The sequence below is a fragment of the Micromonospora pisi genome (assembly GCF_003633685.1).
Classification (GTDB): Bacteria; Actinomycetota; Actinomycetes; order Mycobacteriales; family Micromonosporaceae; genus Micromonospora_G; species Micromonospora_G pisi.
Window position 1 is genome coordinate 7,057,509 of the sequence record NZ_RBKT01000001.1, and the last position, 13,917, is coordinate 7,071,425.

At 69.4% G+C, this 13,917-nt stretch carries 13 protein-coding genes, 1 tRNA gene and 1 pseudogene; 9 read left to right on the top strand and 6 right to left on the bottom strand.

The window, feature by feature from the left end; genetic code table 11:
- Positions 1 to 17: 17 nt before the first annotated feature.
- From BDK92_RS30550 to BDK92_RS30585, 8 genes and pseudogenes are all read left to right on the top strand, one after another.
- A pseudogene (locus BDK92_RS30550) lies at positions 18 to 1,061 on the top strand (site-specific tyrosine recombinase XerD); the annotation flags it as partial.
- A 188-nt stretch (positions 1,062 to 1,249) separates the two neighbouring features.
- The gene (locus tag BDK92_RS30555; RefSeq protein ID WP_121159871.1) at positions 1,250 to 2,179 is read left to right on the top strand and encodes a ParA family protein; all 930 of its coding nucleotides are present in this window, start codon (positions 1,250 to 1,252) and stop codon (positions 2,177 to 2,179) included.
- A 40-nt stretch (positions 2,180 to 2,219) separates the two neighbouring features.
- Entirely contained in the window at positions 2,220 to 3,254 is a 1,035-nt protein-coding gene (locus BDK92_RS30560) for a segregation and condensation protein A (RefSeq protein WP_246017332.1), read from the top strand.
- Positions 3,251 to 4,261: an SMC-Scp complex subunit ScpB gene (gene scpB, locus BDK92_RS30565; protein WP_121159872.1), complete on the top strand. Its 1,011-nt coding sequence runs from the start codon at positions 3,251 to 3,253 to the stop codon at positions 4,259 to 4,261. Before BDK92_RS30560 ends, scpB begins: the two co-directional genes overlap by 4 nt.
- The gene (locus BDK92_RS30570) at positions 4,248 to 5,072 is read left to right on the top strand and encodes a pseudouridine synthase (protein ID WP_121159873.1); all 825 of its coding nucleotides are present in this window, start codon (positions 4,248 to 4,250) and stop codon (positions 5,070 to 5,072) included. The genes scpB and BDK92_RS30570 overlap by 14 nt, the downstream gene beginning before the upstream one ends.
- A 380-nt stretch (positions 5,073 to 5,452) precedes the next feature.
- The gene (gene cmk, locus BDK92_RS30575; RefSeq protein ID WP_121159874.1) at positions 5,453 to 6,133 is read left to right on the top strand and encodes a (d)CMP kinase; all 681 of its coding nucleotides are present in this window, start codon (positions 5,453 to 5,455) and stop codon (positions 6,131 to 6,133) included.
- A 64-nt stretch (positions 6,134 to 6,197) separates the two neighbouring features.
- The gene (gene der / locus BDK92_RS30580) at positions 6,198 to 7,598 is read left to right on the top strand and encodes a ribosome biogenesis GTPase Der (protein ID WP_121159875.1); all 1,401 of its coding nucleotides are present in this window, start codon (positions 6,198 to 6,200) and stop codon (positions 7,596 to 7,598) included.
- Between the two features lie 180 nt (positions 7,599 to 7,778).
- Positions 7,779 to 7,852: transfer RNA gene (locus BDK92_RS30585), tRNA-Pro, on the top strand.
- 84 nt (positions 7,853 to 7,936) lie between these two features.
- Here BDK92_RS30585 and BDK92_RS30590 read toward each other — a convergent pair.
- The 6 genes from BDK92_RS30590 to BDK92_RS30615 form a co-directional block, all read right to left on the bottom strand.
- The gene (locus tag BDK92_RS30590; protein WP_121159876.1) at positions 7,937 to 9,142 is read right to left on the bottom strand and encodes a tyrosine-type recombinase/integrase; all 1,206 of its coding nucleotides are present in this window, start codon (positions 9,140 to 9,142) and stop codon (positions 7,937 to 7,939) included.
- Positions 9,142 to 9,324: a helix-turn-helix domain-containing protein gene (locus tag BDK92_RS30595; RefSeq protein ID WP_121162731.1), complete on the bottom strand. Its 183-nt coding sequence runs from the start codon at positions 9,322 to 9,324 to the stop codon at positions 9,142 to 9,144. Before BDK92_RS30595 ends, BDK92_RS30590 begins: the two co-directional genes overlap by 1 nt.
- A 176-nt stretch (positions 9,325 to 9,500) precedes the next feature.
- Positions 9,501 to 10,829 (bottom strand): DUF3631 domain-containing protein, encoded by a 1,329-nt coding sequence (locus tag BDK92_RS30600; RefSeq protein ID WP_121162732.1) that lies wholly within the window; start codon positions 10,827 to 10,829, stop codon positions 9,501 to 9,503.
- An 872-nt stretch (positions 10,830 to 11,701) separates the two neighbouring features.
- Positions 11,702 to 12,478, bottom strand: a complete 777-nt coding sequence (locus BDK92_RS30605) for a bifunctional DNA primase/polymerase (protein WP_246017595.1) — start codon at positions 12,476 to 12,478, stop codon at positions 11,702 to 11,704.
- Positions 12,409 to 13,335 carry an IS3 family transposase gene (locus tag BDK92_RS40510; RefSeq protein WP_121153561.1) on the bottom strand — a complete coding sequence of 309 codons (927 nt, stop codon included), beginning with the start codon at positions 13,333 to 13,335 and terminating at the stop codon, positions 12,409 to 12,411. Before BDK92_RS40510 ends, BDK92_RS30605 begins: the two co-directional genes overlap by 70 nt.
- The gene (locus tag BDK92_RS30615; protein ID WP_121153559.1) at positions 13,332 to 13,643 is read right to left on the bottom strand and encodes a transposase; all 312 of its coding nucleotides are present in this window, start codon (positions 13,641 to 13,643) and stop codon (positions 13,332 to 13,334) included. Before BDK92_RS30615 ends, BDK92_RS40510 begins: the two co-directional genes overlap by 4 nt.
- Before the next feature lie 70 nt (positions 13,644 to 13,713).
- Between BDK92_RS30615 and BDK92_RS39245 the strand changes: the two genes are divergently transcribed.
- Complete coding sequence (locus BDK92_RS39245) at positions 13,714 to 13,866, top strand: hypothetical protein (protein WP_170208737.1); 153 nt, start codon at positions 13,714 to 13,716, stop codon at positions 13,864 to 13,866.
- The last annotated feature ends 51 nt before the right edge of the window (positions 13,867 to 13,917 follow it).

Genomic DNA, 13,917 nt, shown 5'->3' on the forward strand with positions numbered 1-13,917 from the left:
GACAGCAGCGTGAGGCCGGAGACGGGGAGCAACCGTCTCCGGCCCTGCGTCGTGCCGTCCGTGGTTATCTCGACCACCTCACGGTCGAGCGGGGGCTGTCGACGAACACGCTCTCCTCGTACCGTCGGGACCTGGACCGCTACCTGGCCGAACTGGCCGGCGGCGGGGTCACCGACCTCGCCGCCGTCGCACCGGCCGACATCACCGGCTACATCGCCCGGCTGCGCGAGGGGGACGACCGGCACCCGCCGCTCGCCGCGGCCTCGGCCGCCCGCGCCGCCAGCGCGGTCCGTGGACTGCACCGGTTCGCGCTCCGGGAAGGGCTGGTCGGTGCCGACGCCAGCCGTGACGTCCGGCCGTCCGTGCCGACCCGCCGACTGCCCCGGGCGCTGGACGTGACCGAGGTGGTACGGCTGCTGGAAACCGCCACCCCGAACCAGACCGGCGGCGCCGACGGCCCGCTGGCCCTGCGGGACCGGGCCCTGCTGGAATTTCTCTACGGCACCGGTGCCCGGATCTCCGAGGCGGTCGGCGCGGCCGTGGACGACCTCGACCTCGAACTCGACCGCGTCGGCCCGGCCGATCCCGTGCCCGATCCCGTGCCCGGCGCCGAAACGTCCGGTCCGCGACCGTACGAGGGCACCGCCGTGCTGCACGGCAAGGGGGGACGGACCCGGACCGTACCGATCGGCGGGTACGCCACCGAGGCGCTGCGCGGCTATCTCGTCCGGGCAAGGCCGCTGCTGGTGGCGAACGGCCGGGGCACACCCGCGGTCTTCCTCAACGCCCGGGGCGGCCCGCTCTCCCGCCAGAGCGCGTGGACCATTCTGCGTCGGGCGGCACAACGTGCCGGGCTGCCGGTCGACGGGCCACGGGCCGTCTCACCGCACACCCTGCGCCACTCGTACGCCACCCATCTGCTCGACGGCGGCGCCGACGTACGGGTGGTGCAGGAACTGCTCGGCCACGCGTCGGTGACCACCACCCAGGTGTACACGTTGGTGACAGTGGACCGGTTGCGGGAGGTGTACGCTACCGCTCACCCGCGAGCCCGAGGCTGACCGGCGGTTCTGCCGTCGGTTCTGCCGCGTCGACACGCCGGCACGGTGCCCGCAGGGGTGACGGGACGTGGCGTACAGTCGGCATCGGCGCGGGCCTCCTGAGGCGCAATCGAGGTTCGCAGCGGCGCTGCGCGGGACGCCGATCGGCTTCGACGCCGAGCAGTCGTCGGAAGGGGGCGGACAAGGACATGGCTGGCAACGGTGACCGTGCTGAGGCGTGGACCTCCGCGCTCCGCGAACAGCAGTCCGGGTTCGACCTCGGCGCCGATCTCGCCCCGGCGGACCCCACCGCGTACACCATGCGCAAGCCCATCCCGGAGCCGATGCCGACAGACCGGCACGGTCCCGCCCGGATCCTGGCACTGGCCAACCAGAAGGGTGGCGTGGGCAAGACCACCACGACCATCAACCTGGGTGCCGCGCTAGCCGAGTACGGCCGCAAGGTGTTGCTGGTCGACTTCGATCCGCAGGGCGCTCTCTCGGTCGGGCTCGGCGTCAACCCGCACAACCTCGACCTGTCCGTCTACAACCTGTTGATGCAGGACGACGTCACCGCCGAAGACGTCCTGATCAAGACGGACGTGGCCGGGCTGCACCTGCTCCCCGCGAACATCGACCTCTCCGCCGCCGAGATCCAGCTGGTCAACGAGGTCGCCCGGGAGATGGCCCTGGCCCGGGTGCTGCGTACGATCCGCAAGGAATACGACTTCATCCTGATCGACTGCCAGCCGTCGCTCGGTCTGCTCGCGATCAACGCGCTGACCGTCGCGCACGGGGTGCTGATCCCACTGGAATGCGAGTTCTTCAGCCTGCGTGGGGTGGCCCTGCTCCTCGACACCATCGACAAGGTGCGGGAGCGGCTCAACTTCGACCTGGAGCTGGAAGGCATCCTCGCCACCATGTACGACAGTCGCACCACGCACTGCCGGCAGGTGCTCCAGCGGGTGGTGGAGGCGTTCGGCGACAAGGTCTACCAGACCGTCATCACCAAGACCGTGAAGTTCCCCGAGTCGACCGTCGCCGGTGCCCCGATCACCACGCTCGACCCGGCCTCGTCGGGGGCGCGTAACTACCGGCAACTGGCCCGCGAGGTGATCGCGCAACAGGCCGAGCGGTAGCCGGCCGTTGCCCATCCAACCCGTAGACTACGGTCGTCGGGTGACCGCCCCGCCCGCCGAGCAGCCTCCGGCCGAAGCAGCCGACGCCGAGGGCCCGCCGCTGGTCACCGACGATCCGTCGGCCGCAGGGGATGTCGTCACCCAGGACGAGGCGCCCGCCGAGCCGACGACCGGATTCACCGTACGGCTGGCCAACTTCACCGGCCCGTTCGACCTGCTGTTGCAGTTGATCGGCAAACACAAGCTCGACGTGACCGAGGTCGCCCTGCACCAGGTCACCGACGAGTTCATCGCCTACATCCGGGCGATGGGCGACGACTGGGACCTCGACGAGGCCAGCGAGTTCCTGCTCATCGCCGCGACCCTGCTTGACCTGAAAGCGGCCCGGCTGCTGCCCGCCGCCGAGGTCGAGGACGAGGAAGACCTGGCCCTGTTGGAGGCGCGGGACCTGCTCTTCGCCCGGCTGTTGCAGTACAAGGCGTTCAAGGAGGCGGCGAGCCACATCGCCGGGTTGGAGTCCGTCGGGTCGCGGCGCTACCCGCGCGCGGTCAGCCTGGAGGACCGGTACGCCCAGGCCCTGCCCGACCTGGTCCTCGGCATCGGACCGGAACGCCTGCTCAAGCTAGCGATCAAGGCGATGACCCCGAAGCCGGTACCGGTGGTCTCGATCGCCCACATTCACGAGGTACGGGTCAGCGTCCGTGAGCACGCGGCCATTCTGCGGGACCGGTTGCGCCGGATGGGCACCGCCACGTTCCGCCTGCTCTGTGCCGACTGCGAGTCGACCCTCGAGGTGGTGGCCCGGTTCCTGGCCCTGCTGGAGCTGTACCGCGAGGGCCTGGTCGGCTTCACCCAGGTACAGGCGCTCGGCGAGCTCACCGTACGGTGGACCGGCCCTGCCGACGGCGGCACCGAGCTCGACATCGACGAGTACGCCGGTTCCCCCGCGCCCGCCACCGCGCCGCCGTCACCGGAAGGCGGCCAGCCGCAGCCGGAGGGTCCCGACAGCCCGGCCGACAGCCCGGCCGACAGCGGCGGCGCTCGCGAGCGGACCACGGAGGAGGAGCCAGGATGACCAGCGAGGAACGGCGGGACTCCCCGGACTCCCTGGCCGACCAGGCCGCCGCCTGGGTGCCCCCGTGGGCCCGACAGGTGTCGACCCCGGCGCAGCGACCAGCCGAAGCGCCGGGGGAGTCGACCGAGTCCACCGCGCCCGTCGACTCCGTCGAGTCGGCCCCGGCGGACGAACCGGTAGACGCCGACAGAACGGACGATCCGGCTCCGCCGATTGAGGTCGACCCGCCGGCTGGGGTGGACCGGGCCGCGCCGTCGGCCGGGGTCGACGAGGCCGACGAGGTCCCCGGGGCGAACGAGGCGCACGAGGTCCCCGGGGCGAACGAGGCGCACGAGGTCGACAAGGTCGACGAGGTCGTCGGGGCGTTCGAGCCTCCGGTAGCGCCCACCGGCCCGATGCTCGCCGCTCCGGTCGAGCCGCCGGCCGTACCCGCCGAGGAGCCCGCCCGGCTGGCGTTGGTCGACGACGACGAGCTGCGCGCCGCCCTCGAGGCGATCCTGCTGGTCGTCGACGAGCCGGTCGCGGAGATCGTCCTGGCCCAGGTGCTGGAACAGCCCACGGACCGGGTCGCCGATATGCTCGAGCGGATCGCCGACGGATACACCTCCGCCGGGCACGGATTCGACCTTCGCCGGGCAGCCGGCGGATGGCGGCTCTACACCCGCCCGGAATACGCGACGTACGTCGAGCGGTTCGTCCTTAACGGGCAGGCTGTCCGGCTCACCCAGGCGGCGCTGGAGACACTGGCGGTGGTCGCCTACAAGCAGCCGGTCACCCGGTCACGGATCTCCGCCATCCGCGGTGTCAACTGCGACGGGGTCATCCGTACCCTGGTAACACGCGGCCTGGTGGAGGAGTGCGGCAGCGAACCGGACAGCGGTGCCTTCCTCTACCGTACGACGACATTGTTCCTCGAGAAGCTCGGGCTGAACACCGTCGACGAACTCCCCCCGCTGGCCCCGTTCCTCCCCGACGATCTGGAAGAGATAGCCGATGCCCCGCGATGACAGCCGTACCCGGGTGACCCGCACCACCGGGAGGGCAACCGACCGACCGAATGGTGGTGTCGGCCAACAGGGCGAATTCGGCGCGCAGGAAGGCGCCGAACGGCTACAGAAGGTGCTCGCCGCCGCTGGCGTCGGCTCGCGGCGCGCCTGCGAAGACCTGATCTTCCGCCGCCGGGTCACCGTCGACGGAAGGGTCGCCGAGCTCGGAGACAAGGTCGACCCGGCCACGTCGGTGATCCACGTCGACGGCGAGCGACTCATCACCGACACCCGGCTGGTCTACCTCGCGATGAACAAGCCCCGCGGGGTCGTCTCGACGATGGCCGACGAGAAGGGCCGGACGGCGCTCGCGGACTTCCTCGACCGGGTGGAGGAGCGGGTCTACCACGTCGGGCGGCTCGATGCCGACAGTGAGGGCCTGCTGCTGCTCACCAACGACGGCACCCTCGCCCACCGGCTCACACACCCCTCGTACGGGGTCCAGAAGACGTACCTGTGCGAGGTCGCGGGCCCCCTGCCCCGCTCGGTCGGCCGTCGACTCCTGACCGGGGTGGAACTCGAGGACGGCTCCGCGAAGGTCGACTCGTTCAAGCTGATCGACACGCTCGGACGTACCGCCCAGATCGAACTGGTGCTGCACGAGGGGCGCAAGCACATCGTCCGCCGGCTCCTCGACGAGGTGGGCCACCCCGTGTCCCGGCTGGTCCGTACCCAGATCGGCCCGATCCACCTCGGTGACCTGCGCGCCGGCCGCACCCGTCGGCTGACCAACGCGGAGATCGCCGCGCTCTTCAAGGCCGTCGGTGACTGACCGGCGATAGCGGCGGTACGGCCGGCGGAACCACCCCACCAGCCCAGCGGTGCCCGGAATCGGACTCCCCGGCACTGTCCGGCAAAATCTCCGGGAGCGCGTCGACCAAGATTCACCTCACCTTTGACCACCCGGGGTGGCACGCTCGGCCACCGGGCGGCCCGGGCGCACCCGTACCGTCGGGGTCGCCAGCGGCCGGCCCGCGGCCCTCGGTGCCGGTCGTCCGGGGTGGCGTGGGTCCCCCGGCACAGAGCCGCACGCGGGGTGATCCGACCGACGGGGCATGATGGACGACGACGAGTGCACCTTCGTGTGCGGATGAGCGACCTCGCTGGCCGGGATCAAGGCCGGTATGTACCGAAACTGAAGAAGGAGGAGCGGTGGCGGAAAAGGTACGGACCGGGCGATGTGTGGTCGCCGTGGACGGCCCGTCCGGCTCAGGTAAGTCCACCGTTTCCCGGCGGCTGGCGAGCGCGCTCGACGCCCGCTACCTCGACACCGGTGCCATGTACCGGGCGATCACCTGGGCGGTCCTACGCGCCGGGGTCGACCCGAAGGACGCCGAGGCCGTGGTCAAGGTCGCTGGCGAGGTCGACCTGGCGATCGGCGTGGAGCCCGACGCAACCTGGGTCAGCGCCGACGGGGTCGGTATCGACCAGGAGATCCGCGGCCCCGAGGTGACCGGTGCCGTCTCCGCCGTGTCGGCGGTCCCGGCCGTACGGGAACTGCTCGTCGCCATGCAGCGGGGCATCATCTCGGCGGCCGAGCGGATCGTCGTGGAGGGCCGGGACATCGGCTCCGTGGTCGCGCCCGACGCTGACCTGAAGGTCTACCTCACCGCCTCCGCCGACGCCCGCGCCCAACGACGCAGCGCCGAGTACGCCACCGACGTCAACACCACCGCGGCCGACCTCGCCCGCCGGGACCGGCTCGACTCCACCCGCTCAGCCGACCCACTCCAGCAGGCGAGCGACGCGGTCGTACTCGACACCACGGCGATGAACATCGAGCAGGTCGTGGCCCGCCTGCGTGACCTGCTCGACGGCAAGGTCGACGCATGAGTGCCCGCACCAACCGGCTTCGAGCCGGATTCCCCAGAGTCAACAAGCGGAACGAGGCAGTGGCATGAGCCCGGACGATGGCTGGATCGAGCTGCGAGAGCCCGATCTTGAGGTCGAAGAGACCGGGCCGGTACCGGTGGTCGCGGTCGTCGGCCGCCCCAACGTCGGCAAGTCGACCCTGGTCAACCGGATCATCGGCCGCCGGCAGGCGGTCGTAGAGGACGTACCCGGGGTGACCCGGGACCGGGTGCCGTACGACGCCCAGTGGTCCGGCCGGCAGTTCACGGTGGTCGACACCGGTGGTTGGGAACCGGACGCCCGTGACCGGGCCGCCGCGATCGCCGCCCAGGCCGAGATCGCGGTCGCGACCGCCGACGTCGTGCTCTTCGTCGTCGACGCCGTGGTTGGCGCCACCGACGTCGACGAAGCGGCGGTACGGATGCTGCGTCGCAGCGCGAAACCGGTGATCCTGATCGCGAACAAGGTGGACAACGCGGCCACCGAGATCGAGGCGACCTCGCTCTGGTCGCTCGGGCTCGGCGAGCCGTTCCCGATCTCCGCACTACACGGCCGGGGCGCCGGTGACCTGCTCGACGCGATCCTGGACGCGCTGCCCGACCCGCCGCCGATCAATGAGAACGCCCCGCGTGGGCCGCGCCGGGTCGCCCTGGTCGGCCGGCCGAACGTCGGCAAGTCGAGCCTGCTCAACCGGCTCGCCAAGGAGGACCGCGCGGTGGTCGACTCGGTGGCGGGCACCACCGTCGACCCGGTCGACAGCCTGGTCCAGATCGGCGGCGAAACCTGGCAATTGATCGACACCGCCGGCCTGCGCAAGCGCGTCGGCAAGGCCAGCGGCACCGAGTACTACGCCAGCCTCCGTACCGCTGGTGCGATCGAGGCGGCCGAGGTCGCGGTGGTTCTGCTGGACGCCGCCGAGCCGATCAGTGAGCAGGACCAGCGGGTGCTGTCCATGGTCACCGAGAGCGGCCGGGCACTGGTGATCGCCTTCAACAAGTGGGACCTGGTCGACACCGACCGGAGGTACTACCTGGACAAGGAGATCGAGCGGGAACTGCGGCGCATTCCGTGGGCGATCCGGGTCAACGTCTCGGCCAAGACCGGCCGTTCCGTGGACCGGCTCGCGCCGGCGCTACGTACCGCGCTGGCAAGCTGGGAGACCCGGGTGCCGACCGGGCAGCTCAACCAGTGGCTCACCGCCCTGGTCCAGGCCACCCCGCACCCGGTACGCGGCGGGCGCGCGCCACGCGTGCTCTTCGCCACCCAGGCGGGCACCCGCCCGCCCCGGTTCGTGCTCTTCACCACCGGCCCACTCGACGCCGGCTACCAGCGGTTCGTCGAGCGCAAGCTGCGCGAGGAGTTCGGCTTCGAGGGCAGCCCCGTCGAGGTGTCGGTCCGCCCGCGCAAGAAGCTCGGCCCGGGTGGCCGCGGCAAGGCCCACGGCTGACCCGGTAAGCCCCCCTTCCGTCTCCGCCCCACACTCCCCATCCGCCTATCTTCCTAGGACGGCGGTAGGGGGTGTGGGGCGGGCGACGGAAGGTGAAAGACGGAGAGGGCCTGTGTGCGAGGCCTGATGCGACTGCGCTACTCTGTAGCGGCTGCCGCACCGGGTACGAAGTGGTAGCAACGGGACGTGGCGCAGTTTGGTAGCGCACTTGACTGGGGGTCAAGGGGTCGTCGGTTCGAATCCGGCCGTCCCGACAGTTGCTAAGGAAGCCGTTGATCAGAGCATAAGCCCTGGTCAACGGCTTCCTTCGTGTTAGCGGTGAGGTAGTCCGTAGCGATCTAGACGACGCGTAGCTGGGGACCATCTGGGGACCGACGTGCCTTCAGGTGCGCACTCAGCGCCGCACCCGCGTCCCTGAACGCTCGCCGGTCCGGGTGTAGGTACCGCTGGGTCGTGGTGAGCTGGCCGTGTCCTGCGATCCGTTGGAGCACGTGCACCGGTACGCCAGCGTCGGCCATCCACGTCAGCCCGGTGTGCCGTAGGTCGTGCCGGCGTAGGTGTTCGTACCCCAAACTGACCACCACGTCATCCCAGTGCGTCGCGTCCCGAAGTACCGCAGTGCTGATCCGTCCGCCGCGCGGGCCGACGAACAGCCGCGAGTCTGGCTTGGTGGCGACGTCCAGGCGCCGGGCGACGATTGGCTGAATCTCTTCGATCAGGGGCACGAGTCGTGCCCGCTTTCCCTTTGTCCCCTTGTCGATCAGGCCACCCGGTCCGGCGGTGGTCTGTCGGCGTACCGTCCACATCCACGTTTCCCGGTCGATGTCCTCGGCGCGGACCCCGGAAACCTCACCGATGCGGGCCGCGGTGCAGGCGGCGAAGAGAACCACGTCGGACCATCCGGCGTATTCGTTTGCGGATGCGGCCACGAGTGCGGCGGCAAGCGTGGTGAGCGCTTCCCAGTCCGCGAGTGCGAGCGAACGCGGGTCGTCCAGCTCGTCTTCTGCCAGCTTGAATTCGTGCTGCCACCCGGTAACGACGGCGGGGTTTCGATCCCGGATGCCATCACGCACGGCCTGCTCCATGACTCGCACGAGCACGGCGATGGTGTTCTTCACTGTGGACCGGCCACAGCCGTCCGCGATCCAGCCATGTACGGCCCGGTCTACGGCGCCGTTGGAAATCATGCGGACGGGGATGTGTCCGAGTGTCGGCACGACCCGCTTTCGCCACCCGGCAAGGTAAGGGTCGAGCGTCTTGCGCTCCAAGCCGCGTAGCGCCAACGTCATGACGCTCTCGCCGTAGTCGGTGAGGCGCATCGTTGCTGCCAGTGGGTCGAGGCCGCTGGCAGCAGCGTTCGTCATGTCGTCAATCCACTGCTGTGCTTCCTCGGGTGTTTCGGTGGATGTCGACTTGGACCGGCGTTCTTTGGTGACCGGGTCGGTCCAGCGGACACGCGCTCGGTACGCCAGTGTCCGCCCCGGGCGGTGTTCCACGTCGGGCGACAGCGTGACGCCGATCGGGGGTTGTTGAGGACTTGCCATCACGCCGCCTCCGGGTTCACACGGCGCGCGGACAGCCACCGCTGTACGTCCGCCGTTGCGTACTTCACGACTCGCTCTGAGATCTGGATGAAGGGTGGTCCCTGGACCGGTGGCGCTGTGCGCCAACGGCGAATGGTCGACGGGTCCACGTCGAGCAGTTCGGCAAGTTCCTCGGTCGACATGAAGGGCTTCGCGGAGAGGTTGAACGCTTCGTCTTCCTGGGGGTGAGGGATGGTGGCGTCGCCGTTTCGGGCCACGAGTCGCACGGTAGGTGCCTTTCCGGTCGGCAGGGTATCCGTGGAGGGGGCGAAGACTCTCACAGCACTTGAGCGGGCTGATTCAGCGGCTCGGCGGCCGGTCACGCCAGGCGGTCGGTGACACGTGGCCGGGGGGTATCCGTACCATCCGTACCAACCTCGTTTTCCCTGCTCAGGGCTGGTACGGATTGGTGTGCTGGTACGGATTGATGCGTACCAGGGACATGCGCGCGGGTGGTTCGTGGTACGGATTGATCCGTACCAGGCAGGTGATCCGTACCGGGGATGACCTGCGGAAACGACGTTGGTACGGATGGTACGGGTACCCCGGTGGCGGGCTCCGGCGGTGTTGCGGGGCAGTACCGGTTCCACGCGTCGGTAAAGGCGTCGCGGGTGTAGCCCTTGGCCTGGCCGACACGGAAGCGGATGGTGTCGGACTTGATCCCGAACTCCCGCAGGTGGTCCCCAAGCTTCTTCCCGGTCAGCCCAGTTGGGCCCGAGTCGGCCCAGGGCGCTTCCGGGTCGCCGTTGAGCACGGTGAGCAGGTCACCGGTCGGCGCGGCGGTCGGCTCCCCGAGGACGGTGAACGCGGTGCGGATGTCGGCGAGCAGGCGGACGCGGGTGGAGACGTTGCAGGCGTCGTCGGCTTCCGCGGTGAGAGTGGTAACCGCGATCCGTGCGCGTTGTGGCCAGGTTCCTCGGGCGAGGTCAGCGACGGCCACGAGGGGTTCCCAGGTGTCGGCGGCCCGGTCTTCGACCGGCATAGCCGGTTCGGCGGCTTCAAGGTCGGCCAGGTGGGCGCCGAGCCATTCGGTCAGCCTTTCGGCCACCCGTCGCAGCGCCGGGCTGTCGCGTCGGTGTCGGTACGGTGCCACCGTCTCGCCTGGCGCCCGGCGGCGCATCCGCACGACGACGGCCCGGTCTTCGATGGTGTCGGGCATGGCGCCGATGCCGGCGAGTGCGGCCATAGCGAAGGTGGGGATCTTTTCCAGGCTGTGCGTGTTGCTGTCCCACCGAATTGCGGCCCGGTTGCGCTGGTGGCCGGCGTTGAGCAGGCCGCGTAGGTCTTCGTTCGCTTCGGCCTTGCCGTTGCCGAAGATGGTGTCGGCTTCGTCTACGAGCAGGGTCGGTGGGCGGTCGGTGCCGATGGCCCGGTACACGGCGGCGGGGGAGGCGTTGACGGTGATGAGTGGGTTGTGGCAGGTGCCTTCCACGATGTCGAGCAGGCGGGACTTCCCACAGCGCTTTTCTGGTGCCCGGATGACGAGTCGGGGGGCGTGTGCCCATGCCGGTAGCGCGTGGCTGGCCGCGATCCACAGCACCACGGCGTCAACGGCTTCCGGTGAGGGCAGGATGACGTACCGGGTGAGGCAGGCGTGTAGGTCGTCCAGGATCGCCGCGCCGTTGGTCGGCTGGTTCGGGTTGGTCATGGATTCACTGGCGCTGCTGTAAGTGCGGCCGGGGAGGGTCGTGGGTGCGGGTGGTGTCATGGGTTTCTCCTCGGTGGCGGTGTAGCAGCCGCATCCGCCCCAGTCGTTGGGGTCGTAGGGGGCTTCGGAGGTGGCGCGTGTGCTGGTACTGGTGATGCGGTGGCGCAGGTCGGTGAGAGGAAGCGGTCGCACGGTGCCGCCTCGGCGGTCGCGCAGGATGGCGACGTTCTTGCCGAGGGTGGTTCGCATGTGTTGTTCGGCGGCTTCGTTGGCGGCGTACCGGTCGGGGAAGACCTTGAGCAGCCGCGCCCATTGCGCCTGGCCGGCGCGGACGCATGCGCCGCCGCAGTTGTTGTGCGCGAAGCCGAGTTCGTAGAGCCGGGGTGGGGTGATGCCCGCCTTGCGAGCAGCGTCGAGAAGGTCGCTCTTGTCGCTGAACGGCGGGTCGCACAGGGGTGCTTTCACCTGCCAGGGCCGGTGGCCGGCTTCGATCGCGGGAAGCCGGTGGGTTTCGGTCCAGTCGATGCCGACGTAGACGGTCGTGTGATCGGGATCGGTGTGCTGCTCAAGCCACCGCCGGGAAGGAACCTGCTTGAGTAGCTTGGAGCACGGAGCGATGAGGGAGTTTCCGATGATGCGCTGGTCGGAGAACACGTCCCACGGCGTGCGCCCGTCCGCTACCCGGGTAATGGGTACCCCGATGTCGGCAGCGGCTTGGTCAATGAACCGGTAGAGGTCTTCGTCTTCGACCAGGGTGTCAGCGAACAGCAGTGTGAGGTGTTTGGTCCCGTAGGTCTCGGCGACCTTCCTGGCCACAGCCCAACTCGTGATACCGCCGGAGAAGGTCACCACATGCCGGTGCGGCTGGCCGGTCATGCCGTGAGCCCTTCGGCTCGGAACCCGTCCCGGATGGCGGCGCGGATGTCCCGCTCGGTCTGTTCGGCCTTCCGGCCGGCGGTGGTGAGTGCGTTGATGGCGTCGGCCTGGTCAATGGCGTCGGCGGCAACCATTCGGGCTACGCCACGTGCGGCGCCGTAGAGGGTGGTCCGCCGGGTGCCTTCCGGGGCGCGGGTGATCGCGTCGAGGTGGGCAGCCAACAGCCGATCGGGATGGGAGATGCCCCCCACCTCACGGGTGCTGATCGGCGCGGCCGGGGTGGGCGGCGGTGCCGGCACGGCCGGTTGGCACGCCTGAACCAGTGCGGGGGGCATCTCCTCCACTTGTCGACCCGGTATCCACCGGTACCGGCGGCCGGTGGCTGGGTGCACGGACGGCGGGAGTACGACGTAGCCGCCGTCGGCTTTCACGTCGATGCCCGGACCGAGCCCCATGCCGGGCTTGCCCTGGCTGCATGGAATCGGCGTGCCGGGGTGCTGGTAGTACAGGTGCCGCCCACCAGAGCCGGTGACGACGTGCGCGGTTGCCGGCAACAGCCCGGCCACGATCAGGTTGCGCATGGCGGTGTCGCCACCGTTGCGGGGGTCGATGTCGACCACGACCAGCCCGGACGCCGTACCGGTCCGCAATGCCAGTTGTCCACCGGGGATAGTGAGTTCCCCCCGCTTTGATGGAGCGGTGGTTACCTGCTGCCGGCCGGCGCAGGGGTGGCGATAGGTGGCTCGGCTGGGTTGCTCTGGCGGATACGCCAGGCGGTTTCGTACTCGTCGGGGCTGAGGTAGCCGAGTTCCTTTTGGATGCGGCGGGTGTTGTACCAGCCGTCGATGTAGGCGAAGATCGCGTTCTCGGCCTCGTCTCGCGTCCGCCAGCTCGTGCGGTAGACCAGTTCGATCTTCAGGGTGGACCAGAAGTTCTCCATCAGTGCGTTGTCGTACGAGTCGCCGACGGAGCCCATCGAGGGCAGGATTCCGTTGTCTTGCAGGCGTTCGGTGAAGCGGAACGACGTGTAGTTCGAGCCCCTGTCCGAGTGGTGGATCAACTGGCCGTCGCGGACGTCGCGGGACCAGATGCCGTATTCGAGGGCGGCGAGGATCAGGTCGGTGTCGCAGCGGTCGGAGGTCTTCCACCCGACGATGCGGCGGGAGAAGACGTCGCGGACCGCAGCGAGCCAGAACACGCCCTCGCCGCAGGGGATGCGAGTGGCGTCGGCGACCCACAGCCGGTTCGGCCCGGCAGCGGTGAACTGCCGGTTGACCAGGTCCGGTGCCGGCGTGTGCCGTGGGTCCTGCTTCGTGGAGCCGCCGCGCCAGCCGCGACGGAGGAACGCGCCCTGCCAGCCCTGGGCGGCCATCAACCGCTCGACCCGCTTGCGGCCCACCCGGATGCCGTCGCGGCGTAGCTGCCGGTGTACCCGGTCCGCGCCGTAGGTGTGCCCGGACGTGGCCCAGACCTCGTGGATGTTGGAGAGCAGGCCCAGGTCGACCACGTCGCGGTCGCAGGGCTGTTCGGCCTGCTTGACCCACGCGTAGTACGTCGAGGCGCCGATGTTGAGGACCCGTAGTAGGAGCGCGACCGCGAACTGGTCACGATGTTCGTGGATGAACCTCATGACCGTCGCCGGGTCGGGTCGAACTCCGCCGCGAAATACGCGCTCGCCGCCTTCAGGATCTCGTTCGCCCGCCGCAGCTCGCCTACCTCTTTACGCAGCCGCCGGTTCTCCTCGGCCATCTCGCTGGTGGGCCGGTCGTGACGCTCACCCGCATCAGCCTCGGCCTGCCTGATCCAGTTCCGCAACGCCTCGTGATGCACGCCGAGTTGCTCGGCCAGGCGCCGGATCACCGGCTTCGGGTCCGACTCGCGGTACAAACGCACAGCACGCTGACGTAGCTCATCGGGGTACTTCTTCGGTGCGACCACAGAAACTTCCTCCCCACGGCCATCAGACCATGATCAAGAAGCTCCATGAAAGCGGGGGTGGCTCACGTTCATGGATCGCGTCGATCAGCTCAAGCGCCATGCCTTGCGGGTCCAGGCTGTCGTCATCGACCGCAGAACCGTCGCCTGGCAGTCTCGCAGCACTGCCATCGCCCACCCCACGCCCGTCGAACCGGGCCGGATCGGCGATTCGGCGGCCACGTGAACTCGAAACGCCTTGGCGGCGATACATAGGTGACGGCAGGTAGGTCAAGAG